This window comes from Syntrophaceae bacterium (assembly GCA_013177825.1).
In the GTDB taxonomy this organism is placed as follows: Bacteria; Desulfobacterota; Syntrophia; order Syntrophales; family PHBD01; genus PHBD01.
On the sequence record JABLXX010000001.1, the window covers coordinates 943448 to 967780 of the forward strand.

Sequence of the window (24333 nt, forward strand, 5' to 3'; positions counted from 1 at the left end):
CAGACCGTGGTCTGAAGAAGAACCGGTCGGTGGACACGCTACCGTTGAATGCGACTGCGCTGGGGGTTCTGCAGGAGAGATATAGCCGGAGAGAGAAGGATTCTGATTATGTGTTTCCGAGCCGGAAGGGTACACGGTACATGAAATGGAATATCTTTCGCGCATTCGAGGATGCTTCAACGAGGGCGAAGATACCCAAGATCCGATTTCACGATCTTCGCCACCCTTTCGAAACAAGGCTCGTGCACAGTGGTGTTGACCTTTACTAGGTCCAGAAGCTCGGAAGATGGAAAAATACCGCAATGATGAACCGGTATGCCCATCATAATCCGGAAAGCTTGAGGGCGGGTATCGAGACCATGGACATGGAAAAAAGTCGGTTATCACAATGTTATCAAAGTCACAAAAAATAAGGGGTCACAAGCCATCTCTAAGACTCGTAACCCCTTGATTTCGATGGTGGGCCAAGGAAGAATGAAACTGCCGACACCCGGATTTTCCGTTTGAACTAAGTCATAAGCAGAACTTTATGCCACAAAACTGACTTTCCTTCAGCCCTCTTGCACCCTCGGGTGAGCCTTCCTGCCTCACCCGAGAATGCGAAGAAGCTACTCAGAGAGAAAAGAGATATATTCAAAGCCCCTTGGGGATTTCGATCGGGGTGGCCATCGGGTCGACCCAGCCGGCAACGGTCTTCCTGGTCAAACCCTTCGCGCGCTTCGTAGTGTCTACCTTTTTCATGACCCTTCCTCCTTCTTTCTTTTATGCGTTATCGCTCTCTTTCCGTTCTGCAGATTACTTGCCGATGTAAGGGAAGCACATGGGATCGACCCAGATCCCGCCGACCTTATGAGCCTGATGCTTGCCCTCAACCTTCCTTCCTAATCCCTTTGTCGCCTTCATGATAAGCCTCCTCTCTTTCCGGCAAATCCTTAAATGATTTTATAAAGTGCCCCTCTGACGACTTCCCTTCCGCCGCGCGGGTAATCGGTTGTGGTTCTTCCCAGAATGTTTCTCTGGGGGTTGAATTCCAGCCGTCCGCTGGTCCTGATGCCGATTGTCCCGGTTTCTGTCATCATGGTCTGGGCACCTCCCTTTCTCTTCTTTCGAGTGTAAAATAATGCAGCCCACATTTTTAAACAATCGGCGTTGGTCTCAATTGCAAATACAAAGCTAACGGGATCTGTCTTCGGAGAGGTGACGGACTCTGCATAGGTGTTCATCTGATGGCCGCAAAACGGGGGTCTTGCAAGGGAGAGAATGTGTTGCAGGTGATCTCTCGGAGGGCTATTGAGGGGTAGCTATAGGTTGCAAAAGAAACGAAGGGGTTGCAGAGCGTATCTTGCAACCCCTTGAATTTTCGATGGCTGGGGGAAGAGGATTCGAACCTCTATTCACGGAGTCAGAGTCCGTTGTCCTGCCGTTGAACGATCCCCCATCGCTTGGAAGCGACCCGTGATATAAAGCGGCCTTTTTCTCCTGTCAACAGTTTTCTCCGTCCCGCAGGAGGCCACGGATATTCCATCTCCGATGGATCCGGGCGTGGTGAGGTCCCGTGCGTTTCCCGGCGGGATCACCGTCGCGTTATCTGCCCTTTTCCGTTCGCAGCCAGGAATTTCGGCGGCAGGGGTGGCGCCCCGGCAAGGCCGAAGCCGGGCAGGACGATCAGGCCCGACGTTCCATGGGCGACGATCCGGCCCGCAGCGTCTTTCATGGCTGCCTCCGCCAGCCCGAGGGTCTTGCCCATCCGGATGCACCGTCCTTCGGCGGTGAGCTTTCCTGCCTGGACGGGGGCCAGGTAATTGACCTTCAGGTCCACCGTCGTGATGCCCGTGCCTTCCTCCAGCCCGCAGAAGGCGGACCAGTACGTCGCCGTGTCGATCACCGAAGCGAAAACGCCGCCGTGGACGTACCCGAAGGCCTGGATGTGTTCCGGTTTGATCTCGATGTCCAGGACGGCGTACCCGATGCCCAGTTTCCGGATCGCCATGGAGAGATGCCGGAAATAGGGGCACCCATTGGCATGCCCGCGAACGGCCCGGACGTAGGCCGGATTGAGCTTTTTCATGGGGTTCCTCCCCGAAACGGATGTTGTCCCGATGCGGTCGTCCCGGCGCCGTGCCTGTTCCCTGGTTAAGTCCATGCCGCAGGAGGCTGCATTCTGCCCGGTACCCTCACTCGCTCCTGGAGGGACTGCGCTCCAGGGTGATTCCCAGTTTCTTCATCCGGTTGATCAGGGTCGTCCGTTTGAGCCCCAGAAGGGCGGCGGCGCCGTCCTTTCCGCCGATCTTTCCCCGGGTCGCTTTCAGGGACTGGAGGATATGGAGGCGTTCCATTTCCTGGAGGGGCAGCGGTTCATCCCCCGCCGTCGCGGGGAGTGCTCCCGCCGCCAGATCGGGAAACCGAATCCTCGATCCTCCGAGAATGACGGCCCGCTCCACCATGTTGGCCAGTTCCCGGATGTTTCCCGGCCATGGATAGGCCTTCAGCGCTTCCATTTCCGTCTCGGGGAGGCGGACATAGGGCCGGTTGTACTGGGTGGAGAAGAGCTTGAGAAAATGGCCCGTCAGGAGCGGAATATCCTCCTTGCGTTGCCGGAGCGGCGGCACGGAGATGGGGAAGACGTTGAGCCTGTAGAAGAGGTCGTCCCGGAATCGCCCTTTTTCAACCTCCTTCTGGAGGTCCTTGTTGGTGGCGGTGATGAGGCGAAAGTCCGAGAAGAGGAGCCGGGTTCCTCCCACGCGCTGAAACTCTTTTTCCTGGAGGATTCGAAGCAGCCGGCTCTGGGTCGACGGCGGCAGTTCCGACACTTCGTCGAGAAAGATGGTACCGTTGTTGGCCAGTTCGAAGCGTCCGGCTTTCATCTTGATGGCCCCGGTGAAGGCCCCTTTCTCGTGTCCGAAGAGCTCGCTGTCGATGAGGCTCTCCGGCAGGGCGGCGCAGTTGACACGGATGAAGGGTCCCTTCTGCCGGGGGCTTTCCCGGTGAATGGCCCGGGCGATCAGCTCTTTTCCTACACCGGTCTCGCCTTGAATGAGAACGGTGGAGACCGTGGGGGCCACCTTGGCAATGAGTCGATGGATCCGGACAATGACCTCGCTGGTTCCGATGATGTCGCCGAAGGGCCGGAATTCCTCCGTTTCCTCCCGATAATACACGTTCTCCTGGAGGAGGCGGTCGTTCAGTCGGGCGATCTCGTCATAGGCCTGGGCGCGGTCGATGGAAACGGCGATCTGGGAGGCCAGGGCCGAGAGAAGCTTCAATCGCCCGGCGCTGATGTCGAAGGAGAAAAAGCGGCTGTCCTGATAGAGGGCGCCGATGACGTTCTTGCCGAGAGTCAGCGGCGTGATGATCACCCGGCGGAAGTCGATGGCGTCGGGTCCGCTCACATCGTACTGCATGATGTGGCCTCCGGGGTCCTCCGTGGCGATTCGGATCCGCTGGATCGTATCGCCGAACCGCTCGTCCCGGAGGGTCTCCTGCGACAGGTTTCGGGAGGCCACCATTTCGAGATCCCGGGGATCCTTGCCCCGGATGAAAATGGCCGCCCGCTCCGCGCCGGTAAGACGGGTGAGAGCCGTGATGACGTTGGTGAGGAGCTGTTCGATGTTCTTCTGGTTTGTCAGGGCCTCCCCCATCTCGACAACCAGATCGAACAGGCGGTCCTTTTCACTGATGTCCTCCTGGGGGAGAAGCGGGAAGATATCCCGGGGAAAGACGTCCCTGGCGACCGATTTCGACACTTCCCAGGCCTTGAAGGCGTAAGTCTCGGCCATTCTCCAGTTGTTCGTCTGCAGGAACAGCCTCGTGAGGGTGATGCGCAGCTTGGCCAGTTCGAGGACGGCTCCCAGCTCTCCGAGGGACTTCTCGATTTCCAGCAGTTCGCTGATTTTCTCAACCGGGGCCGTTCCCCGTTCGATCAGGAGAATCTGGCGGTGCCGGATGATGCTGTACAGGAAAGGGTTCACGTGGTCCTTTCCCAGGGAATAGAGAAAATTGAAGACCGGCTCCAGTTCCACCGGCGAGCGTCCCTTGCGATGCAGCACGTAGCCCGCCTCGAAGACGTGGGGGCTGTTGAGGGTGTGGTACCAGCTTGACTTGCGGAGTTTCCAGAGGGTCTTGAACTGCTCCGCCGCCGTATCCAGGTCGCCCTCGAAACAGGCAATGTTCGACAGTCCGATGCCTGCCATGACCTCCGCCATGGGGATGCCCTCACGGCGGGACACCTCGAGGGCCATGTCAAAGTAGATCCGGCTGTTCTTGAGCTGGCGGATCTCCAGGAAAATGATTCCCGTCGTCGCCAGCGCCACGGACAGGAGAGGTCCGTTTTCGGCCCGTTTCGCCTGCTGGTGGATGGCCTCCGTGATGCCGAGCCCCCGCTGGGGCATGCCCACCTGGGTATAGCAGAGGGCCAGGTGGAGGGCGATGAGCTGGGAGAAGTCGTCCGCCGCCACAGAGTCCAGCTCTCCCAGGGAGTCCTCGTAGGCCTGCACGGCCCCGTTCAGGTCGCCCCGGATCCAGGCCGACAGGGCCTGAAGCTGAAGTCCCCGGCGGTACAGGGCGTCCTTTTCCCCCTTGTCGATCATGCTCCAGCCGGTGTCGAAATGCTCGACCGCCCGCTCGTGCTGGAACGCCATCCAGAAGTTCTGACCGATCAGGAGATGCAGGGAGGCGAGGGCCCGGAGATCGCCGAGCTTCATGGCCGCGTCCATCGCCGTTGACAGGAACGTATTGACTTTCTTCAGATTGGGATGGAACAGGGACAGGGAAGCCCTCCGTTCGATGGTCTGGACGAGGATTCGGCTCAACTCCGGGGGCAGGCCGCCCTCCGCCTCCCGGGCGGCAGACTCGATATATTCGAGAAGGCAGTCGTAGAGTTCCACGGCCGAGGAGATCTTGTGGTTTTCTTCTTCGTGCAGCGCCGCCAGGAGGATGCCCTCTATGTCGTCTTCCCGGAGGCCTGCCTGGACGCACAGCCTGGCTGTCCGAAGGAGGCTCTCGGCGGTCCCTGGCAGGTTCCGGCGGAGCATGTCGGCGGCGGAGCGGCAATACCGGTTCCAGAGGGAAGGAGTCACGCGGGATGTCAGTTCTTCCCTGGGGAACTTCCGGGTCCATCCATAAACTCCCGGTTGACCGTCGCGCTCGGCGATCCATTGCTGCCCCTCGAGCAACCGAATGGTGGACAGGAGTTTCGAGGGCGGCATATCGGCCAGTCCCGAAAACCAGTCAATCGAGAAGGCATCGGTGAACGGCAGAAACCGGAAGAGCAGATCCTGCTGCTCATCCGTCATCTTCTGTAACAACGGGTCGTTGCGAGACATGGCCGGTTCTCCAGTTCGAAAGGGGACGCGCTGATCCCGGGCGTGGGTTTCATACGGCGGGTACCCGAAGCCGGCGGCATGGTAGCGGAAGGTCTCTGAACTGTCAACCATTGTGTCCACATGCGAACATCTGACCGAATAGCGACTTCCCGGGTGTTCCCGATATTCATCCATTGTAACGTAATATGCTGATATGGCAAATGATTATAGCGAAAAATCCATGGCACCTTTTGTGCAATTAATAAAAGAAGACCCGATGCCCTCGCGACCAGGAGGACCGGGAAAAAGGAGGTATCGATGGATTTCGAGTTGAAAGACGAGCATCGGATGCTCAGGGAGAGCGTGGCCCAGTTTGCTGCCAAGGAGCTGAAGCCCATCGCGGAAGAAACGGATCTGGAAGACAAGTGGCCCGAGGGCATGTGGAAGAAGCTTGGGGACTTGGGTGTTCTGGGTATTACCATCCCCCCTGAATACGGCGGCGCCGGATCGGACGTTCTGGCGGGCGCCCTGGTCGTTGAAGAGCTGGCACGGGTTATCCCCGCCGTGTCTCTTTCCTACGGAGCCCATGCCAACCTCTGCATGCACAACCTGTATCACAACGGAAACGAGGCCCAGCGGAAGAAATACCTGCCCCCTCTCTGCACCGGAGAGCATGTGGGAGCCCTGGGACTTACGGAGCCCAATGCCGGATCCGACGCGGTCAGCATCCAGACGACGGCCCGGCGCGATGGAGACTTCTATATCGTCAACGGAAGCAAAACGTTCATTACCAACGGACCGGATGCCCGGACCGTAATCCTTTACACCAAGACGGACAAGGCAGCCGGTCCGAAAGGCATCACGGCCTTCATTCTGGACACGACCCTGCCCGGCTTTTCCGTGTCCCGCGCCCTGCACAAGGTGGGCAACCGGGGTTCCCGGACGGGGGAACTGCTGCTGGAAGATTGCCGCATCCCCGCGGAGAACGTCCTGGGCGTCGAGAACGGCGGGATCGCCGTCATGATGCGGGGCCTCGACGTGGAGCGGGCGTTCCTCTCCACCTTTGCCCTGGGCATTGCGGAGGGGGCCTTTGCGGAAGCCTTCAAGTACGCCAAGGAAAGGGTCCAGTTCGGCAAGCCCATTGCCTCGTTCCAGCTGATCCAGGCGAAGCTGGCCGACATGTACACCCTCATCGAGGCGTCCCGCCTGATGTGCTACAAGGCCTGCATCCTCGCCGGCCAGGCGGAGCGGGGTGGCAAAGGCACCGAGGTCCACAAGCTGGCGGCGGCGGCCATCCTGTTCACAGCCGAGGCTGCCGACAAGGTGTGCACCGAGGCGGTCCAGGTCCACGGCGGTTATGGGTACTGCCTCGAATACCCGGTCCAGCGTTTCTGGCGGGATTCGAAGCTTGGCACCCTGGGTGCGGGCACGTCGGAAATGAGAAGGCTCATCATTGCCCGGGAACTGCTGATGAGTTGACCGGATTCATCCCCCGGATGGAAAGGAAGGAAGTCTATGTCGAAAAAGGTAGCGATTGTATCCGTGGCACAGAGTGCCGGGCCTGCATCGAAGGACAACTTCTATGACCAGGCCTATCGGGTGACGCGGGAATGCCTGGACAAGGTCGGGATGACCCGGGACGACCTGGGAACGGTCGTGTCGGCATCGTCGGACATTTTCCACGGCGGAATCTCCTGCGCAAACGCGTATTACTGGGAAACGACGGGGGCCTTCCTGAAGAACGCCTCACGCCAGGACGGTGAATCCCTGTTTGCCTTCATGTACGGCGCCATGCGGATCATGTCCGGCCAATATGACAACTGCCTGCTCCTGGCTCTTTGCAAGGGTTCGGAGAACCCGGAGAACGACACCTGCACGCTGATGTTCGGCGACCCCTTCTATCACCGGGATCTCGGATTGACGGAAACGACATCGGCGGCTTTCCAGATGCAGGCGTACATGGAGAAATACGGAGTTACGAAAGAGCAGTGCGCAAAAGTGGCTGTGAAGAACCTCGGCAATGCCCTCCGCAATCCTTATGCTCACCGCCGGGGAAAGTACTCCGTGGCGGACATTCTGAATTCCGCTCCCGCCGCTGCCCCGCTGACGGACCTCCAAATCGCACCGAAGTCGGAGGGCTTCGTGGCAATGCTCCTGGCTTCGGAAAAGAAAGCGAAAAAGCTGACGGACAAGCCCGTCTGGTTCAAGGGCTACGGATCCTCCCTGGACACCTATTTCCTCGGCGACCGCAATCTTCTGGATACCCAGCTGAAAAATGCCGCGGCCCAGGCCTACAAGATGGCGGGCATCAAGGACCCGAAGAAAGAGATCGACGTTGCGGAAATCACCGAGCCCTACGCGTTCCAGGAACTGCTCTGGTGCGAGGAGCTCGGATTCTGCAGGCCCGGTGAGGCTGGCAAGATGCTCGATAAGGGAACCACGGGAATCGGCGGCGCCCTGCCGGTCAATCCCTCCGGCGGAGTCCTTGCGAACAACCCCTATGTGTCCCGGGGGCTGCAGAGGCTCGTGGAGGGATTTCTGCAGATCCGCGGCGAGGCGGGCGAGCACCAGGTGGACAAGAAGGTGAAGACGGCCCTGGCCCATGGGACCCATGGGTTCGCCGGGCAGTGCCATGCCGTCGCCATCATTGGCGTATAGGAGGAGGGGTTATGGGAAGACCAGTAGGAATCATCGGAGTCGGGCAGACGAAGCACGGCCGGCGCATGGATGTGGCATATCCGGAGCTTGTCCGCGAGGCGGTGCTGCGCGCATTTGAGGACAGCGGGCTGGAGCCTTCCGACATCGACGGGGTGGTCTCGGGTACGATGCCATCCATGATGGAAGGGGTGGCCCTGACGCATTTTTACTTCGCCGACGCCATGCAGGCGGTCGGAAAACCGATCCTGAAAACGGAGACCTGTGGATCCACGGGCGTTTCCATCGCCCACACGGCCTACTACTGGGTGGCCTCCGGCATGGCGGACGTCGTGCTGGCGGTCGGTCACGAGAAGATGAACGAAGGGGACGCCCAGGCCACCATGACAACCGTTGCGGAGCCCTTCTACCAGCGGTATTTCATTGCCGGAGCGCCGGGTGTGTTTTCCATGCAGTCCCAGATGTGGGCGGAGCGCTACGGGATTCCCGAAGAGAAAATCCGCGACGCGGCGGCGCACATCTCCGTGGAGCACCACAACGCGGCCTTCGAAAATCCCTATGCCCACGTGAAAATCCGGGTGACCATGGACGACGTGAAGAACGCCCGGGTCATCACCTATCCCGTGCGGCTTCTCGACGTCTGTCCCACCTCGGACGGGGCTTGTGCCATGATCTTCGTCTCCAGGAACAAGGCGAAGAAATTCGGCCGCAAGACGGCCTGGGTCAAGGGCGTCGGTTACCGGGGCGAGGAGTACTTCTTCGGCGACAGCGACAAGGGGCTCTGGCAGGGAGCCGTCCAGGCCGCGAAACAGGCCTATGATCAGGCAGGGATCAAGAATCCCCGCAAGGATCTGGACGTTGCGGAAGTCTATAACCCCTTCACTTTCCAGGAGATGCTCTTCTACGAGTGCTTCGGTTTCTGCGAGCCCGGCGGGGCTCCCGATATGGTCCTGAAGGGGACCTTCGACAAGAAAGGTCAGTTGCCCTGCGATCCCTCCGGGGGAGTGCTCTGCACGAATCCCATCGGCGCCACCGGCCTGATCCGGGTTGCCGAGACGGTGCTCCAGGTGACGGGTAAGGCGGGGGAACACCAGATCCCCAAGGCGAAGACGGCCCTGAGCCATGCCATGGGCGGCGTGGACCAGTTCAACGGGATCATGATCGTGGGATCCGAACTTTAAGAATACGGACGGAGGATAATGCTATGTCGAAGGAATATAAGACGTTGATGACGGAAATCCGGCTTCCCTACGAACTCGCATATGGTCCTGTCTGGACGCGGTTCTTCGAGGGGATGGCGGAAAAGAAGATATTCGGAACCAAGTGCGCCAAGTGCAACCGGATCCTCGTGCCGGCCCGGAGCTTCTGTCCCCGCTGCTTTGTCGATACGGACGAATGGGTCGAGGTAGCCCAGACAGGCACGCTGACGGCGTGGAGCTATGTCAACTATCGCTATTTCGGCATGCCGACGGAACCGCCGTTCATCAGCGCGCTGATGCGCCTGGACGGCACGGACGTCGACTTTCTGCATATCCTTGGCGGCTTCGATCTGGCGGACTTCGAGAAGGCCAGAAAAATCGTCAAGAACGGAATGCGCCTGAAGGCGGTCTGGAGCAACGACAAGAAGGCGCATATCATGAACCTGAAGTATTTCAAACCGCTGTAATTCGGGTTGGTGCCGCATCCCTCCTTGAATCCGTCCCGGGGCAGGGGAGTGTCGCCTCTCCCCGGGCGCGGTTCAGGCGGGGTTGATCAGGGGATGCGGATAGAAGTCTCTCCAGGGGGAGCCGGAGGCCGGAGTCGGCCGCGGCCAGTCTTTCTTTTCTTTGCGAGCCAAACGGGAACGTCTTCAGCGGGGTACTAGCACCCGCTGCCGGGCGGGGCCGTGCGCAATAAAATCAACAGGAGGGATATTCATGAGTTGGAAGGAAGTTTACACGAGCAGGCTGATGTCAGCGCAGGAAGCGGCGAAGATCGTCAAATCGGGTGATCGTTTTTGGACGCCTCTGCTTTTGGGGCAACCAGCAATGCCGATCATGGACGCCATTGCGGACCGCAAGGACGAGTTGAAAGATGTGGAGTACTGTTTTGCCCTCGTCCTCAGGCCCTACAAGATCTTCAAGCCCGAATACCGCGATACCTTCAAGCTGGTCTGCGGTTTCTACAGCACACCGCACCTGCAGGAGCTGGCCAAGAGCGAATGGTCCAATTTCTGGCCTACCCAGAGCTCCGACATCGCCATCAAGAACGCGCATCGGAACCGGGTATACCCGCGCCGCACGGGGATCATCACCCAGGTAACCCCGCCGGACGAGCACGGCTTTGTAAATCTCGGGCTCGACACCTTCTACACCGAGCACATCATGGACCAGTGTGACTGGATCATCGCCGAGGTCAACCCGAACATGCCCCGGACCTATGGGCAGAGCAACTTCCACGTCAGCCGCTTCACGGCCTTCGTGGAGAACCCCAACCCGATCATCGCCGTTCCCACGCCGGATGCGAACGAGCAGGAACGAAAAATGGCCGAAAACGTCGTCGGCCTGCTCCGCGACCGGGACTGCATCCAGGTCGGCATCGGGGCTGTTCCGGCGGCCATCAGCAAGCTCCTGGAGCACTCGGGGCTGAAGGACCTGGGCGTCCACACGGAAATGGCCCCGGCGGGGACCCACAAGCTCGTGGAAAAGGGCGTCGTCACCTGCAAGTACAAGAAAGTGAACCCCGGCAAGATCGTCTTGGTTTTCACCATGGGCGACAAAGAGCTCTACGACTTCCTGGGAAACAACCCCATGGTGGAATTCCGTCCCACCATCTACGCAAACCACATCGGCATCATTTCCCAGGAAGAGAACATGGTGGCCATCAACGGGTCGATCGAGGTGGACCTCACGGGGCAGATCGTTTCCGAATCCGTAGGGAACCTGATGAGGACGGGCTCCGGCGGCCAGTTGGACTTCGTTGTCGGCTCCTTCTGGTCCAAGGGCGGCCGGGCGATCAACCTGGTGCCGTCGACGACCCTGAACGATACGGTTTCGCGAATTGTACCCTACACCACGTGGGGATCGCGGGTCACGGTACCGAGGCATTACGCGGGCTTCGTCGTGACCGAATGGGGCGTTGCGGACCTCTATGGCCGGTCCGAGCCGGAGCGGGCCGAGGCGCTGATTGCCATCGCCCACCCGAAATTCCGGGAGGAGCTGGAGAAGGCCGGCCGTGAGCGGGGCCTCATCAAGAAGAAGACGTTCTAACGAAACCCGGTTTCCTGCCCGTCCCGGTGTTTCCCCGTCCGGGGCGGGCTTCGGGAAAACCTGCGGTTCGGCAGCGAGGCTGCCAGGGTGCAATCATGAAGTTCCTGTAACTGGACAGACGAGGGGGCATGCCGCGAGGGGCATGTCCCTTCACTACTCCCGGGAGGTGCCGACATGATCCCTTTCACCGATGAGCAGAAGATGCTGCGGGAGACGATGCGCAGCTTTGCCGAGAAGGAAGTAGCGCCCCTGGCCTATGAAATCGACGAACAGGAGCGCTTTCCCACGGAAAGCTTCCGGAAGCTTGCCGCCATGGGACTGGCGGGCCTGACCGCGCCGGCCGAATACGGCGGTGCCGGGGCGGGATATACGGAACTGTGCATCATCACGGAAGAACTTTCCGCGGTGTGCCTTTCCACCGCCGCTTCCTGGGGGACCCACGCCTGCCTGTGCCTGGACAACATCCGCCGGAACGCGACGGAGGCACAGCTCGCGAAACATCTTCCACCGCTCTGCCGGGGCGAAAAAATCGGTGGATTGGCCATGACGGAACCCTCCTCCGGGTCGGACGTCATGTCCATGAAACTCCGGGCGGAGGACAAAGGCGACCACTACCTCTTCAACGGCTCCAAGATCTTCATCTCCAACGGCCCCGTGGGGGACGTCTTCGTCGTCTACGCCAAAACGGCCCCGGAAAAGAAGGCCCACGGCGTATCGGCCTTCATCATCGAGAAGGAATTCCCCGGCTTCTCCCGGGGGAAGAAATTCGAGAAGATGGGGTGGCGCGGCTCCCCGACGGGAGAGCTGATTTTCGAGGATTGCCGGGTGCCCAAGGAGAACCTGCTGGGGAAGGAGAACAAGGGATTCCTGGTCCTGATGAGCGGACTGAACACGGAGCGGGTCTGCTTGGGGGCCATGTCGCTGGGGCTCGCCCGGGGGGCTTACGAGGTGGCGCTCAAGTACGCAAGGGAGAGGGTCCAGTTCGGGAAGCCCATTGCCGCCTTCCAGCTCATTCAGGCCAAACTGGCCGACATGGCCATGGAGATCGAGCTCGGACGTCTCATTACTTACAAGGGAGCCCTCCTGGCGGATCAGGGAAAGCACCGGGAGATGAACCTGACGGCCGCCTATGCGAAGCTCTACACCTCCGAAGCTGCCATGCGGATCACCACGGAGGCCGTCCAGATCCTTGGCGGCTACGGGTACATCAAGGAGTTTCCCGTGGAGCGGATGATGCGGGATGCCAAGCTTCAGAGTATCGGCGGCGGCACGTCGGAGATCCAGCGCATGATTATTGCCCGGGAGATTCTGGGTGACGTGGCGGGATAAAGTCGCACCGCCGGTATGCATAATTGCCGAAATGGGCTGATCTGCACAGGGCGGAATCGCCTTCCGGATTTTTTCTTATTGGTTATGGTCCCGAATATGGCAGGTATTTTTATCCTCTCTCAAGTGGCTCGTCTCTTGCAACTGAGCGAAGCGCTGCCTCCGTTCGGCCGGGATGGCACGCGGGGGTAAGTAACAGGAGGGAGGTTTCGCGATGTCCAAGTACGGTAACAAACTGGTGACCCCGGAACAGGCTGCGGCTTTGGTCAAGGACGGCATGTGGGTGGACTATGGGACGGTCCAGATGCCCCGGGCCTTCGACAGGGCCCTGGCCGCGCGGGCGGGGGAAGTAAAGGGCGTCAAGGTGCGCATGCTGGGCCACCTGACCCCCCTGGAGATCATGGAAAAGGATCCGGAGGGGAAGAGCTTCTGGACGGCCAACTGGCACATCCTGGGGCATACCCGCCGCTACATCGCCGAGAACAGGGGAACTCACATTCCCTATAATTTCGGGGAGAGCGCCCGGATCTACCGGGAGGACATCGAGGTGGACCTGGCGGTTCAGGCGGTGACCCCCATGGACAAGCACGGCTATTTCAACTTCGGACCTCTGAACAATTTTAAGAAGGCCGTCTTCGAGAAGGCGAAGATCCGGGTCGTGGAAGTGGTGGAAGACATGCCCTGGTGCTACGGGGGCTATGACGAGTGCATCCATATTTCACAAGTGGACAGCGTCATCGAAAACAAGACGGACAAGCTGATCACCATTCCTTCCGCGCCGGCTTCGGATACCGACCGGGCCATTGCCGCGCACATCGCCGAATTGATCCCCAAGGACGGACCCTGTCTCCAGATCGGAATCGGCGGTCTTCCCGACACGGTGCTCCGCCTCCTGGCGGACAGCGGCGCCCGGGACATCGGGATCCACACGGAAATGGTGACGGAGGCCATCATGGAGCTTCATGAGGCCGGCCTCATCACCGGCCGCAAGAAGACCTTCCTGCCGGAGAAGATCGTCTGGGCCTTTTCCATCGGAAGTCGCAAGCTCTATGACTGGATCGACCATAACCCGGCCCTGGCCATGTACCCGGTCGATTTCACGAACGACCCCAATGTGATCGCCCTGAACAAGGATCTGATCTCCATCAACGCAGTCCTGGGCGTGGACCTCCAGGGACAGGTCAGTTCCGAGTCCATCGGTTTTAACGAGTATTCCGGAACGGGCGGTCAGCTTGCCTTCGTCCGGGGAGCCTACTACTGCTCGACAAAGGGTCTGCCGCCGATCGGCTACCAGGGGAGCAAGTCCATCCTGGCGTTCCATTCCACGTACAAGGACAAGAACGGAAAACTGCAGTCCAAGATCAATCCCACCCTGCCTCCGGGAGAGATCGTAACGGTGCCGCGGACGGATGTTTCCTACCTGGTGACGGAGCAAGGCGTGGCGTATCTCAAGGGACTCTCCATTCCGGAGCGGGTCCTGGCGATCGTGAAGCTTGCCCATCCGGATTTCCGGGATGAGCTCCTGGAGGAGGCGCAAAAAATGCACTGGCTTAATAAGCAGTGGGCGCTGGGCGGATTCTGATAGGCGGGCCGTTGAAAAAAACCCGTCTGCTTCGTTTCCCTTGTCCCTCGCCGCTCGACGGACGAAAAAGTACGCCTCGCAGCTCGGGACTTCGGGGGCCTCGCATCCGGGCCTTTTTGAACGGCCCTCAGGGAGTTTAATGGCAGACTGTTGGGGAAGGGGAAAAGATCTTAATCTGTCCCCCTTCCCTGAACTGCTGTTGGATAAAATCCGTCTGCCCGGTTCAGGCGGAGGCGGCCGTTTCGGCGGTAAGATCAGGTCGACACTCCACCATCGGTGGATGAAGGCCCTGCCGGGCCTTCCAATTGAAGAAGGAGGTTTGCGATGGATTACGAGCTTTCCGAAGAATTGAAGATGTTGAAGGAGATGGCGTACAAGTTCGCGGTGGCGGAGTTCACGCCGATTTCGAAGGAGTGCGACGAGCACGAGAAGTACACGCCGGAGATCCGGAAGAAGGCGGCGGAGAACGGCCTGGTGGGGGCCTGGATCCCGGAGGAGTATGGCGGGGCGAATGCGGGAAGCCTGGGGAACGCGATCATCACGGAAGAGCTGTCGAAGGTGGACATGGGGATCGGCTTGAACGTGGTAGCGGCGTGCTTTGGCTGCGAGTCGATCTTCCAGTACGGCAGCGAGGAGCTGAAGAAGAAGTACCTGCCGCCGGTGTGCGCGGGCGATTGGGTGAGTTCCGGTGGCTATACCGAGCCGAACGCGGGGACGGACGCGTCGGGATACAAGACGCGGGCCGTGAAGGACGGGTCGGACTACGTGATCAACGGGAACAAGATGTTTATCACAAATGGTTCGGTGGCGGACTTCATGGTAACGGCGTGCATCACGAACCCCGATGAAAAGAAGCACAACAGCTTCAGCCTGATCATCGTCCCGATGGACACCCCGGGGATCACCCGGAACAAGATCAAGGGGAAGCTGGGGATTCGTGCGAGCGACACGGCGGAGATCGCGCTGGAGGACGTCCGTGTTCCGCAGGCGAACCTGATCGGGAAGGAAGGCAAAGGATTCATCCAGCTGATGCACTTCTTCGACACGACCCGCGTCATGGTTTCGGCTCAGGGTCTCGGGCTTTCGGAGGCGTGCCTGGAGACGTCGGTGAAATACGTGAAAGAGCGGACGGCGTTCGGGCAGCCGATCGGGAACTACCAGCTTTCGCAGAAGAAGCTGACGGAGATGGTGATTCAGATTGAGGCGTTGCGCGGATTGGTGTACAAGTCGGCGTGGCTGATCGACCAGGGCAAGCCGGACTACACGCTGGCAGCGATGGCGAAGTTCTACAGCGGGCAGACGGCGGTGTTCTGCGCCAATGCGGCAGTGGAGCTCCACGGAGGCTACGGGTACATCGACGAGTACTCGGTACAGAAGTGGTACCGGGACGCGAAGATCCTGGAGCTGTACGAGGGGACGAAGGAAGCGGAGATCATGACCATCGGTCGGTATCTCCAGACGAGATAGGACGGGCCGGTTCCCGCAACAGGGACGTATTATTCCTTTTCACTCCATCGTTGAATGAGGTGGAGAGAACCGGCCGTCGAATGGGGACGCACCGTTTCTCTCCGCCCTTTCATCAGGGAAGAGGGTTCAGGAAGAGATGCGGGCAATCGCGAAAAGGGAGGAATGCGAGAGATGAAAGATGTAGTTATTGTATCGGCGTGCCGGACGGCCATCGGCGAGTTCGGCGGATCGCTCCGGGACATGCAGCTGCCCTACATCGGCGCTGTCGTCATGAAGGAGGCCATCAAGCGGGCGGGGATCGACCCGGCCACCATCGGGGACGTGCGGTTCGGATGCTGCATGGAGCCGGCGGAGGCGATGAACGTGTCCCGCGTCGCAGCCCTGATTGCTGGGATCCCGGAGACGGTCACGGCCTGCACGATGAACCGGGTGTGCATCTCCGGCATGGAGGCGGTCGTTTCCGGTATGGCCATGATCCAGGCGGGGATGGTGGACATCGTTCTGGCCGGTGGCATGGAGCACATGTCGGGAGTTCCCTACATCGTGCCGGCGGCCCGCTGGGGCTGCCGGTTCCAGGATCAGATCTTCATGGACGCCCTGGTCCACGGCCTCCACGCGGGGTCGCACATCCTGCCCGGCCCGGAGCTGGGGCCCATCAAGGACGGACCGATCATCGACAAGTTCCGGGGGAAGCCCTACATCATGGGCGTCACGGCGGAACTGATCGCCCAGAAGCACAACCTGACCCGTCAGGAGATCGACGAGGTGGCCCTGCGGAGCCACAACAACACGGAGCGGGCCACCGTCGAGGGCGACTTCAGGGAGGAGATCGTCCCCATCGAAGTTCCGACCAAGAAGGGCAAACCGCCAAAAATCTTCGACAAGGACGAGCACTTCCGTCCGGGCCTCACCATGGAGGACCTGGCGAAGCTGCCGGCAGCCTTCGTTCCGAAGATCGGTCTGGTCACGGCGGGGAATGCCTCGGGCATCAACGACGGCGCTGCCGCCGTGGTCATCATGTCCGCCGAGAAGGCGAAGGAACTCGGCCTGAAGCCCATTGCAAAGATCAAGGCCGTGGGTCGCGGCGGCTGCCACCCCTCCGTCATGGGACTCAGTCCCGTTCCGGCGGTGAATGACCTGATGGCCCGGTCGGGCATCAAGCTGTCCGATTTCGAGCTCATCGAGCTGAACGAGGCCTTCGCCGCCCAGTACCTGGGCTGTGAGCGAGAACTGGGGCTGAACCGGGAAATCACGAACGTCAACGGGTCCGGCTGCGGCCTGGGGCATCCGGTCGGCGCCACGGGCTGCCGGCTCATCGTGTCGCTGATCCATGCCATGAAGAAGCGGGGCAAGACCCTCGGAATGGCGACCCTTTGCGGTGGCGGCGGTGTGTCCCTCGCCACGGCGGTGGAGATGCTTTAAGAGCCCGAAAAAGGTGTCCGGAGAAGGCCTTCAGGCTGTTCCGGGAATGAATCTGAAGGGGAAGGACCACCCGGTTCTTCCCCTTTGCTTTGTCCGCGGCGCGGGGGCTGTCGCGGGTTGCGGAAACGGTTTGTTTCCGCTACAAATGAACGGCCGGAGGCTGATTTGCATTGTGCCGGCGGCGGCCGGAATCCGGGGACAGGGAATGATCGGTCCATGCCTGGGATCGAGAGTGGAGAAGAACCTGTGAGCCATTGGAATGTCATTCAGGTTTCTGAATACATGCCCGGTCTCCTCGGCCGGGTGACGGATCTGCATGGACGGTATTACCACCGTCACTGGGGGTTCGATCTCTTTTTTGAAGCCAAGGTGGCGACGGAGATGGCCGCGTTCCTGGAGCGCTTCGATCCGGCCCGGGACGGCCTCTGGGTTGCCATGGTGGAGGACCGGATCATAGGGGCCGTCGCAATCGCCGGCCGGGACGCCGATACCCTCGGGGCCAGACTGCGCTGGCTGATCGTCGCGCAGGAGCATCAGGGGCGGGGAATCGGGAAAGCCCTGATACGGGAAGCCGTCGCGTTCTGCCGGCATGCCCGCTTCCGGTGTGTATATTTGACGACCTTTGCCGGGCTCGATGCGGCCCGCTGTCTTTATGAGCGGGAGGGCTTTCACCTTCTGGAGGAACGGGAAGACGCCCACTGGGGCAAGACCGTGCCGGAGCAGACATTCGAGCTTCAGATTTGAAGAGTGCCGGCACGTTCCGGCACTGCGCGAGGAAACAGCAATGGGCATCATGGATCAGTTCAGACTGTCGGGACGTATTGCCGTTGTAACCGGCGGGAGCAAGGGATTGGGCCGAGCCGTGGCGATCGGTCTGGCGGAAGCGGGAGCCACGATCGTCGTGGTAAGCCGGACGAAGAACCTCATCGAGGAGACTGCCGCCGAGATCATCCTGAACGGGGGAGAGGCGATCGCTGTTCCTGCGGATGTGAGGAGTGAGGAGGACATCGAGAGGATGGTCGCCCTGGTGGCGGAGAAGTACGGCCGCATCGACATCCTCGTCAACAATGCCGGAATCGGGGGCTCCAGGAAGGTCGTCGCCCTGACAGTGGACGAGTGGAACACCATGATGGACACCAACGTGAAATCGATCTTCCTCACTGCCCGCGCCGTGGGAAAGGTGATGATCCGGCAGCGGTCCGGAAAGGTGATCAACATCAGCTCGGTCCTGGGGAAGGGGGCGCTCCCCCGCTCCATGCACTATGGGGCATCGAAGGCCGCGATCATGCACATGACCAAGACCCTGGCTCTCGAGTGGGCGCCTTTCAACATTCACGTCAACTGCATCGCCCCCGGCTGGTTTCTGACGGAGATGACGAAAGATCAGCAGGAAGGCGAAAACCGGAAATTCCTCATCCAGAGAATCCCCTTCGGACGGTTCGGGGAGCCCGAGGAAATGGTCGGTGTGGCCGTGTTCCTGGCCTCGGAGGCGTCGAACTACATCACGGGGGATACCGTCTTCATCGATGGCGGGTATTCCCTCTGGTAGAGACCGGGGAGGCAGACAACGGGAGAACGGAGCCGCCTGCAGCAACAGGGGATACGGAGCCGACAGGCCGCCCTGTTCAGCCTGTTGCCTTGACTGTTCCCGTGAGGCCGTATTTCCTGTTCTTGCGGGTCAGGGTGGACAGGTCGATCTGCAGTTCCTTCGCCGCATCGTTCAAGTTCCCGAATTTCCGGATGGTTCTCCGGATGAGGATTCGCTCGAATTCCTCCACCTGTTTACGCAGAGGACCCGTCTGCCCGCCCTGCAAGGGGCTGTCCAAACGCTGCTGGTAGGGGCCCCCGTAAGCCGCCCGGATCTCCCGGGGCAGGTCTTCCATGGTGATCACATCCCCTTCGCTGGTGACGACGATCCGCTCAACGGTGTTCCGGACCTCCCGAACGTTTCCTGGCCATTCGTGCTGGATCAGGGCGTTGAGGGCGTCGATGGACAGCGCCTTGTCCGTCTGGTAACGCTGGTTGTAGATCTTCATGAAGTGCTTGATCAGGGGCAGAACATCCTCCCGCCGATCCCGGAGCGGGCTGACGTGCATGGGGATCACGTTCAGGCGGTAATAGAGATCTTTCCGGAATTTTCTTTCCTTGACCATCCGTTCCAGGTCCATGTTCGTGGCGGCGATGATGCGCACGTCAATGGGGAGGCTGGCCAGGCCCCCGAGGCGCTTGATGGACCGGTCCTGCAGCACGTTGAGGAGCTTGGGCTGCAGTTCCAGCGGGAACTCGCCGATCTCGTCGAGAAACAGGGTACCGCCATGGGCCAGTTCGAAAAGCCCCTGCTTGCCCTGGCTCCGGGCGTCCGTGAAGGCCCCCTTCTCGTAGCCGAAGAGCTCCGATTCGAGGAGCGTCGGTGGCAGGGCGGCGCAGTCTACCTTGACGAAGGAGCCCAGGCGGTGGCGGGAACTGTGATAGTGGATGAACTGGGCCAGGACGTCTTTGCCGACCCCCGAGTCACCGGTGATGAGAATCGTTGCGTCCGACGAGGCAACCTTCTTGGCCACCGCGAGGATATGCCGGAACTCGGTGCTCCGGGCGACGAAGAACTTGTTTGTATTCCCGAGCTGTTCCTCTAGGTAGTCGATCCGCTTCTTGAACTGTTCGATCAGGACCTGCGATTTTTTCAGCTCACGGCTGATGGTGTTCAGCTCCGTCACGTCCCGCAGGGAGCTGATGACCGCCAGGGGATGTCCGTCCCTGTCCCAGACGATGGCCGCCGTCACCAGCAGATCGCGCCCGCTTGGATAGCGGACCAGGCGGCTGCGGCTCTTGTGATCCTTGAGGACCTCCAGGTTCACGGCCCGGGGAACCCAGTTTTTTTCAATGGCGAAATTCGTATGCTGTCCCGCCAGCTCCTTGCGGTTGATGCCGCTGATGCGTTCGAAGGCCCCGTTGGCCATCAGGTAGTAGCCGTTGAGATCGGCGATGTAAATGCCGTCGGAGACGGACTCGATGACGGACTTCATGACGCTCAGGACGTGGTCGGAAAATCCGGACACGATATCGACTCCTTGAGGGGATTGCGGCACTCAGGCACGGCCTCGGCCGTGCCTGCGCTGAACGGACAGTAATCCAGCGGGAAGCGGATGTCAATGGAGGGAACGGGAGTGTCGGGATTCGATTCCCCGAGGCTTGTGCGGCCGGGGTCCGGCCGGAATCAGGACCCCCCGGCGGTCTCCGGAGGCGGTTCTTCCTCCGCCTCGATCCGTCTGATTTTTTCCGCGACCCGCGCGGCCAGACCCTCCGGTGGCACGGATTCGCAGTCGATCGTGGCGCCTCCCACCCGGATCCAGCGCCGGGCCATGCCCCGTACTTCCGGGCGGTCCGCACAGGCCGCCGGGCATCCACAGATCAGGACCGCGATCCTGCCGGCATGGGAAGGGCGCAGCGTCTCCAGGCGGCTGCCCGGTGACAGGAGCGATCCGATTTCCGCCGCCAGGGCCGTCCGGTCGATCTGCGGATTGCAGCCGCCGCAGTATTTCAGTCCGACGCTTCGGCTCATCACCCCTCCCAATGCCGGATGGCCTCGGTTGCCAGCCTGCGTCCCTGTTCGTAGCCCTCATCGAGAATCCGGCGGTTCCGGCTCAGCCGGGAAACGCGAAAGTCCGCGGGCGGGCAGATCTCGATGATGTCCACGCCGGCCGGCGGCTTCCGGATCAGGGCCACCGATTCATTGTAGCGCGCCGCGCGTAGATTCATCGCGTCCCCAAGCAGAGGGCAGTCCCGTGTGTGGCGGACGAGCAGTCTGTCGGAGAGCCCCCGACGCTTGACGTAATCCCGGGGACGCGAGCGGATGACCATGACGCGGCGGGCCCCACGCCGGATCGCTTCGCCGACCGGAATGGCATCAGCGATGCCGCCGTCCGTGGAGGGGCGTCCGTCCACTTCCGGGTAACGTCTGTAAAGGAGAGGAATGGCGCTGGAGGCCTTGAGCGTGTGCTCCAGGTCCTCTGCCGCCGTCTGCCGGTAAACGGCCTGTCCCGTCAGGACGTCCGTCAGGACCACGACGAAAGGCTTTTGCCGGGCGTAGATGGTCGCCAGGTCGAGTCGGATTTCCCGGATGGTGATCTCCCAGAGCCAGTCCAGATCCAGCAGGTGGCCGCCGCGGAGGAATCGGCCGAAGTCGATGAACTCCGGCCGGAGCGAGTAGTCCCGGTAGATGCGGCCGTTGCGGCCTTTCATGCCGGCCAGGTAGGCCGCGAGGTTGGAGGCGCCCGCCGAGACGCCGATATAGAGGTCGAAAGGATTGAAGTCCGCTTCCAGAAATCCGTCCAGGAGACCCGTGGAGAAGACGCCGCGCAGGGCGCCCCCCTCGACGACAAGGGCCGACATCCCGTTCCCGGTGGCCATATCCCCTTTGACCGTTGCGCTGTCCGCGGTCATGAACCTTTTGCTTCCCGCATTCGTCGCCGTTTGATCGGACGCCAATCGAATCTATTTTATCCTGGCGATTTCCCGGGCCAGCTTCTTCTTGTAGTCCAGGTTGCCCTGCCGGGAGATCATGATCCGCTGCGCCTGGGGCGATCCGGCGCCGTGCATGGATTCCGTACGGTAGCCCACCGCCGCCGTGCCGAGGGTGATGTTCTCGATGAGGCGCAGGATCCGGCAGCGCGACTCCGTCCGCACCGAGGCGATCCCCTTGAAGTACTTCTCCACGACCGGGCCGATCTCGGGGTGCTTCAGGTCCCGCTCCGAGGCCATGGTGACCATCAGCCCTCCTGCGATGTCTTCGGCAAGCCGGGCGATCTCGTAGGGGAAGCGCGTTACGTTCTGCTTGCAGACGTTCGCCAGGAGAAGGTCGATCAGGTAGTTCCCGGATGCGGTAGGATGCCCCTCCGCCGAGCAGGCGATCCCGCAGGCATAGAGCGTCTCGTTGAGGTGGATCATCTCGATGAGCTTGTCCTTCACGTGGGAAGCCTTCGCCGCACCGTTGAAGTCCGCCGCCAGGGCCGCCGCGCCGATCAGGACGTCTCCGACGCCCACCTTGCAGCCGCCATAGCTCTGGCGATGGTAGCCGGCGAATCGCTCCACCAGGGCGCCGCTGAACTCATACTCGCCGCACATGAAGACGTTCTCCCAGGGGACGAACAGATCGTCGAAAACCATCAGGGCCTCGTGTCCTCCGTACAGGAGGTTGCCCACGTCGATCTCGCCGCCTTCGAGTTTCCGCGTGTCGCAGGACTGGCGCCCATAGATGTAGAAGATCCCCTCAGCGTCGGCGGGGGCCACGAAGGACAGGGCGTAGTCGGCGTCCTCCTTCGTCATGGTCATGGTGGGCATCACCAGGATCCAGTGGGAGTTGATCGCTCCCGTCTGGTGGGCCTTGGCGCCCCGGACGACGATGCCGTCCTTCCTCCGCTCCACCACGCGCGTGAAGAGGTCCGGATCGGCCTGCTTCGAGGGCGGAAGCCCCCGGTCGCCCTTGGGGTCCGTCATGGCGCCGTCAACCGTCCAGTCCTCCTCCTGCATCCTCTGCAGGAATTTCAGGAAGCGCGGGTAGTAGGACGTGCCGAGCTTCCGGTCCATCTCGAAGGTGACGCTGTCCACGGCGTTGATGGCGTCCATGCCGACGCAGCGCTGGAAGCATGCCCCGGTCTTCTGGCCCAACAGGCGCTGCATCTTGACCTTTCTCACAAGGTCGTCGGTGCTCCGGTGGAGGTGGCAGAACCGGTTGATCCGCTCCCCCGACAGGTGGGAGACGGCGGTCATCAGGTCTTCGTGGGCCGGGTCCTGTGCCAGGGTGTAGGTCATCTTCACGGAATTCATGGAGGGCCGGATGATCGGGTGATCCACGGGGGTTTCCACCTTCTCGCCCATCAGCCAGACCTTCAGGTTCATCCGGCGCAGGCTTTCTTCATACTGCTCGGGGGTCATGAGGGCCATGTCGTTTCCTCCTTTTTGACGGGCCGGGGCCGAACGGCCTGTAGCTGTTCGCTGTCCTGCCAGCGGCGGAATGTGCCGGCGATCGATCATTGCCACAGGCTGGGCAGTTCAATCCGCCGGGTCAGGGAGCCATGTGCCGGCAGGATCTTCATCTGTCTTCCCGGAGCATCGGTTATCCTTGGGGATGCACAACGGTCCCTGGTAACGGTTACCCGACGCCCCATGATCTATTTTGAGAAGGCGATCTGATATGCACTCCGGGCTATGTGGATGCACCTCAAATATACCGTTTGCCATATTGATAGCAAGAAGTGCCATATTTATAGAGAAATCCGAATTCCCTGTCAATGCAAGGCGTCGCTTGTCGTTCCGAGCGCTGTATCTTCCTGCGACTGAGTGAGACTGCGAATTGAACGACGGAACCGTCACGATGCGACACTCTGTCCATGTCACTATGTAATGCTGCCAATCCCCTATACCGCTTACAAGATTATCAAGCATTGTCATTCAACGGGATTCATCTACCCTGCAATTGCAAACGGAAAATCTGGTTTGCGTATCTTTGATTGGTCGATCTCCGGAAAGATCGGCCCCCATTGTACCTGAGGGATGTTATGCCGGTGAAACCGGGAAAGGAGGAAGAATCATGAAACGAACGACCCTGGTAATCGCATTGGCGGTTATGTTTTTCCTGATTGCGGGCATTTCAGTAAACTCTGCCTTTGCCGTCAGCTGTTCCGATCAGGAGGTGTCCTGCTGGATCAACGCCGATAAATCGAAGAGCGTCGCAAAGACGAAATTCAGCAGGTGCTGGAGCTGGAAACATTTGGGATGCATGCCGTGCGGCGGAGAAAAGGAGTGGAGTTACGCCGCAAAGTGGTGCGACAAAAACTATAAAGATCAATGCAAAGAAAGATGCTGGGCGTGTTTTCGCAATCCAATCGACTCCTGTGTGAATGGAACGGCCTGCTGGAACACGGTCAATGACAAGCTGTGCATTTACTAGAGCCTGGAAAATGAAGACACCGATCCGAATCATCAGCCTGGCGGTCATGTTGCTCCTGAGTGCGGGCGTATCCGTAAACTTGGCCTGTGCTTTCGGGTGTCCGGATTGGGAAGTCTCCTGCTGTATTGATGGAGACAAGTCGCAGACCCTGGCGAAGACTTCCTTCACCATGTGCTGGAGCTGGAAAAGAGTTGGATGCGTGCCGTGTCACGGAGGGGGGAAGTGGAACTGGCTTGCCGACTGGTGCAACGACAACTACAGCGGGTGTCAGGCGAGATGCCAGGGGTGTATTGAGGACGAGACTCCATACTGGACACCCCTGGCTTCGAGCATCAAAGGCAAATTCAGCTGCGTGGACAGCAACGGCCATTGGCATTCTCACTGAGT

21 protein-coding genes and 1 tRNA gene are annotated in these 24333 nt (G+C 60.4%); 14 read left to right on the plus strand and 8 right to left on the minus strand.

The genetic code is table 11. The features are described from left to right. The first annotated feature begins 29 nt into the window (after window positions 1-29). Entirely contained in the window at window positions 30-269 is a 240-nt protein-coding gene (locus HPY65_04225; protein ID NPU83674.1) for a tyrosine-type recombinase/integrase, read from the plus strand. Window positions 270-932: 663 nt separating this feature from the next. Here HPY65_04225 and HPY65_04230 read toward each other — a convergent pair. From HPY65_04230 to HPY65_04245, 4 genes are all read right to left on the minus strand, one after another. Next, window positions 933-1223 (minus strand): hypothetical protein, encoded by a 291-nt coding sequence (locus HPY65_04230; protein ID NPU83675.1) that lies wholly within the window; start codon window positions 1221-1223, stop codon window positions 933-935. Between the two features lie 141 nt (window positions 1224-1364). Then, window positions 1365-1438: transfer RNA gene (locus HPY65_04235), tRNA-Gln, on the minus strand. A 135-nt stretch (window positions 1439-1573) separates the two neighbouring features. Beyond that, window positions 1574-2068: a PaaI family thioesterase gene (locus HPY65_04240; protein ID NPU83676.1), complete on the minus strand. Its 495-nt coding sequence runs from the start codon at window positions 2066-2068 to the stop codon at window positions 1574-1576. A gap of 106 nt (window positions 2069-2174) precedes the next feature. Continuing rightward, window positions 2175-5321, minus strand: coding sequence for a sigma 54-interacting transcriptional regulator (locus HPY65_04245; GenBank protein NPU83677.1), 3147 nt, complete (start codon window positions 5319-5321; stop codon window positions 2175-2177). Window positions 5322-5618: 297 nt separating this feature from the next. Here HPY65_04245 and HPY65_04250 point away from each other — a divergent pair, with 297 nt between their 5' ends. From HPY65_04250 to HPY65_04300, 11 genes are all read left to right on the plus strand, one after another. After that, on the plus strand, window positions 5619-6779 hold the full coding sequence (locus HPY65_04250) for an isovaleryl-CoA dehydrogenase (protein ID NPU83678.1): 1161 nt from the start codon (window positions 5619-5621) through the stop codon (window positions 6777-6779). Window positions 6780-6815: 36 nt separating this feature from the next. Next, window positions 6816-7958 carry a thiolase family protein gene (locus HPY65_04255; protein ID NPU83679.1) on the plus strand — a complete coding sequence of 381 codons (1143 nt, stop codon included), beginning with the start codon at window positions 6816-6818 and terminating at the stop codon, window positions 7956-7958. Between the two features lie 11 nt (window positions 7959-7969). Then, window positions 7970-9136 (plus strand): hypothetical protein, encoded by a 1167-nt coding sequence (locus HPY65_04260; GenBank protein NPU83680.1) that lies wholly within the window; start codon window positions 7970-7972, stop codon window positions 9134-9136. Window positions 9137-9159: 23 nt separating this feature from the next. Then, on the plus strand, window positions 9160-9621 hold the full coding sequence (locus HPY65_04265) for a Zn-ribbon domain-containing OB-fold protein (protein ID NPU83681.1): 462 nt from the start codon (window positions 9160-9162) through the stop codon (window positions 9619-9621). Between the two features lie 250 nt (window positions 9622-9871). After that, entirely contained in the window at window positions 9872-11203 is a 1332-nt protein-coding gene (locus tag HPY65_04270; protein NPU83682.1) for a 4-hydroxybutyrate CoA-transferase, read from the plus strand. A 174-nt stretch (window positions 11204-11377) separates the two neighbouring features. Continuing rightward, window positions 11378-12532 carry an isovaleryl-CoA dehydrogenase gene (locus HPY65_04275; protein ID NPU83683.1) on the plus strand — a complete coding sequence of 385 codons (1155 nt, stop codon included), beginning with the start codon at window positions 11378-11380 and terminating at the stop codon, window positions 12530-12532. Between the two features lie 211 nt (window positions 12533-12743). Continuing rightward, window positions 12744-14111 carry a hypothetical protein gene (locus tag HPY65_04280; GenBank protein NPU83684.1) on the plus strand — a complete coding sequence of 456 codons (1368 nt, stop codon included), beginning with the start codon at window positions 12744-12746 and terminating at the stop codon, window positions 14109-14111. A gap of 324 nt (window positions 14112-14435) precedes the next feature. Then, entirely contained in the window at window positions 14436-15578 is a 1143-nt protein-coding gene (locus HPY65_04285) for an acyl-CoA dehydrogenase (GenBank protein NPU83685.1), read from the plus strand. Between the two features lie 171 nt (window positions 15579-15749). Next, window positions 15750-17000, plus strand: a complete 1251-nt coding sequence (locus tag HPY65_04290; protein ID NPU83686.1) for an acetyl-CoA C-acyltransferase — start codon at window positions 15750-15752, stop codon at window positions 16998-17000. Window positions 17001-17216: 216 nt separating this feature from the next. Continuing rightward, window positions 17217-17744 carry a GNAT family N-acetyltransferase gene (locus tag HPY65_04295; GenBank protein ID NPU83687.1) on the plus strand — a complete coding sequence of 176 codons (528 nt, stop codon included), beginning with the start codon at window positions 17217-17219 and terminating at the stop codon, window positions 17742-17744. A gap of 40 nt (window positions 17745-17784) precedes the next feature. Further along, entirely contained in the window at window positions 17785-18549 is a 765-nt protein-coding gene (locus HPY65_04300; GenBank protein ID NPU83688.1) for a 3-oxoacyl-ACP reductase FabG, read from the plus strand. A gap of 76 nt (window positions 18550-18625) precedes the next feature. On the opposite strand, the gene HPY65_04305 is transcribed toward HPY65_04300, so the two are convergent. From HPY65_04305 to HPY65_04320, 4 genes are all read right to left on the minus strand, one after another. Further along, complete coding sequence (locus HPY65_04305) at window positions 18626-20056, minus strand: sigma 54-interacting transcriptional regulator (protein ID NPU83689.1); 1431 nt, start codon at window positions 20054-20056, stop codon at window positions 18626-18628. 158 nt (window positions 20057-20214) lie between these two features. Further along, entirely contained in the window at window positions 20215-20559 is a 345-nt protein-coding gene (locus tag HPY65_04310) for a hypothetical protein (protein NPU83690.1), read from the minus strand. Further along, window positions 20559-21440 (minus strand): patatin family protein, encoded by an 882-nt coding sequence (locus tag HPY65_04315; GenBank protein ID NPU83691.1) that lies wholly within the window; start codon window positions 21438-21440, stop codon window positions 20559-20561. Before HPY65_04315 ends, HPY65_04310 begins: the two co-directional genes overlap by 1 nt. 51 nt (window positions 21441-21491) lie before the next feature. After that, on the minus strand, window positions 21492-22940 hold the full coding sequence (locus tag HPY65_04320; protein NPU83692.1) for a 4-hydroxybutyryl-CoA dehydratase: 1449 nt from the start codon (window positions 22938-22940) through the stop codon (window positions 21492-21494). Between the two features lie 646 nt (window positions 22941-23586). Between HPY65_04320 and HPY65_04325 the strand changes: the two genes are divergently transcribed. Both HPY65_04325 and HPY65_04330 read left to right on the plus strand, forming a co-directional pair. Then, window positions 23587-23946: a hypothetical protein gene (locus HPY65_04325; GenBank protein ID NPU83693.1), complete on the plus strand. Its 360-nt coding sequence runs from the start codon at window positions 23587-23589 to the stop codon at window positions 23944-23946. 10 nt (window positions 23947-23956) lie between these two features. Further along, the gene (locus HPY65_04330) at window positions 23957-24331 is read left to right on the plus strand and encodes a hypothetical protein (GenBank protein ID NPU83694.1); all 375 of its coding nucleotides are present in this window, start codon (window positions 23957-23959) and stop codon (window positions 24329-24331) included. Window positions 24332-24333: the final 2 nt, after the last annotated feature.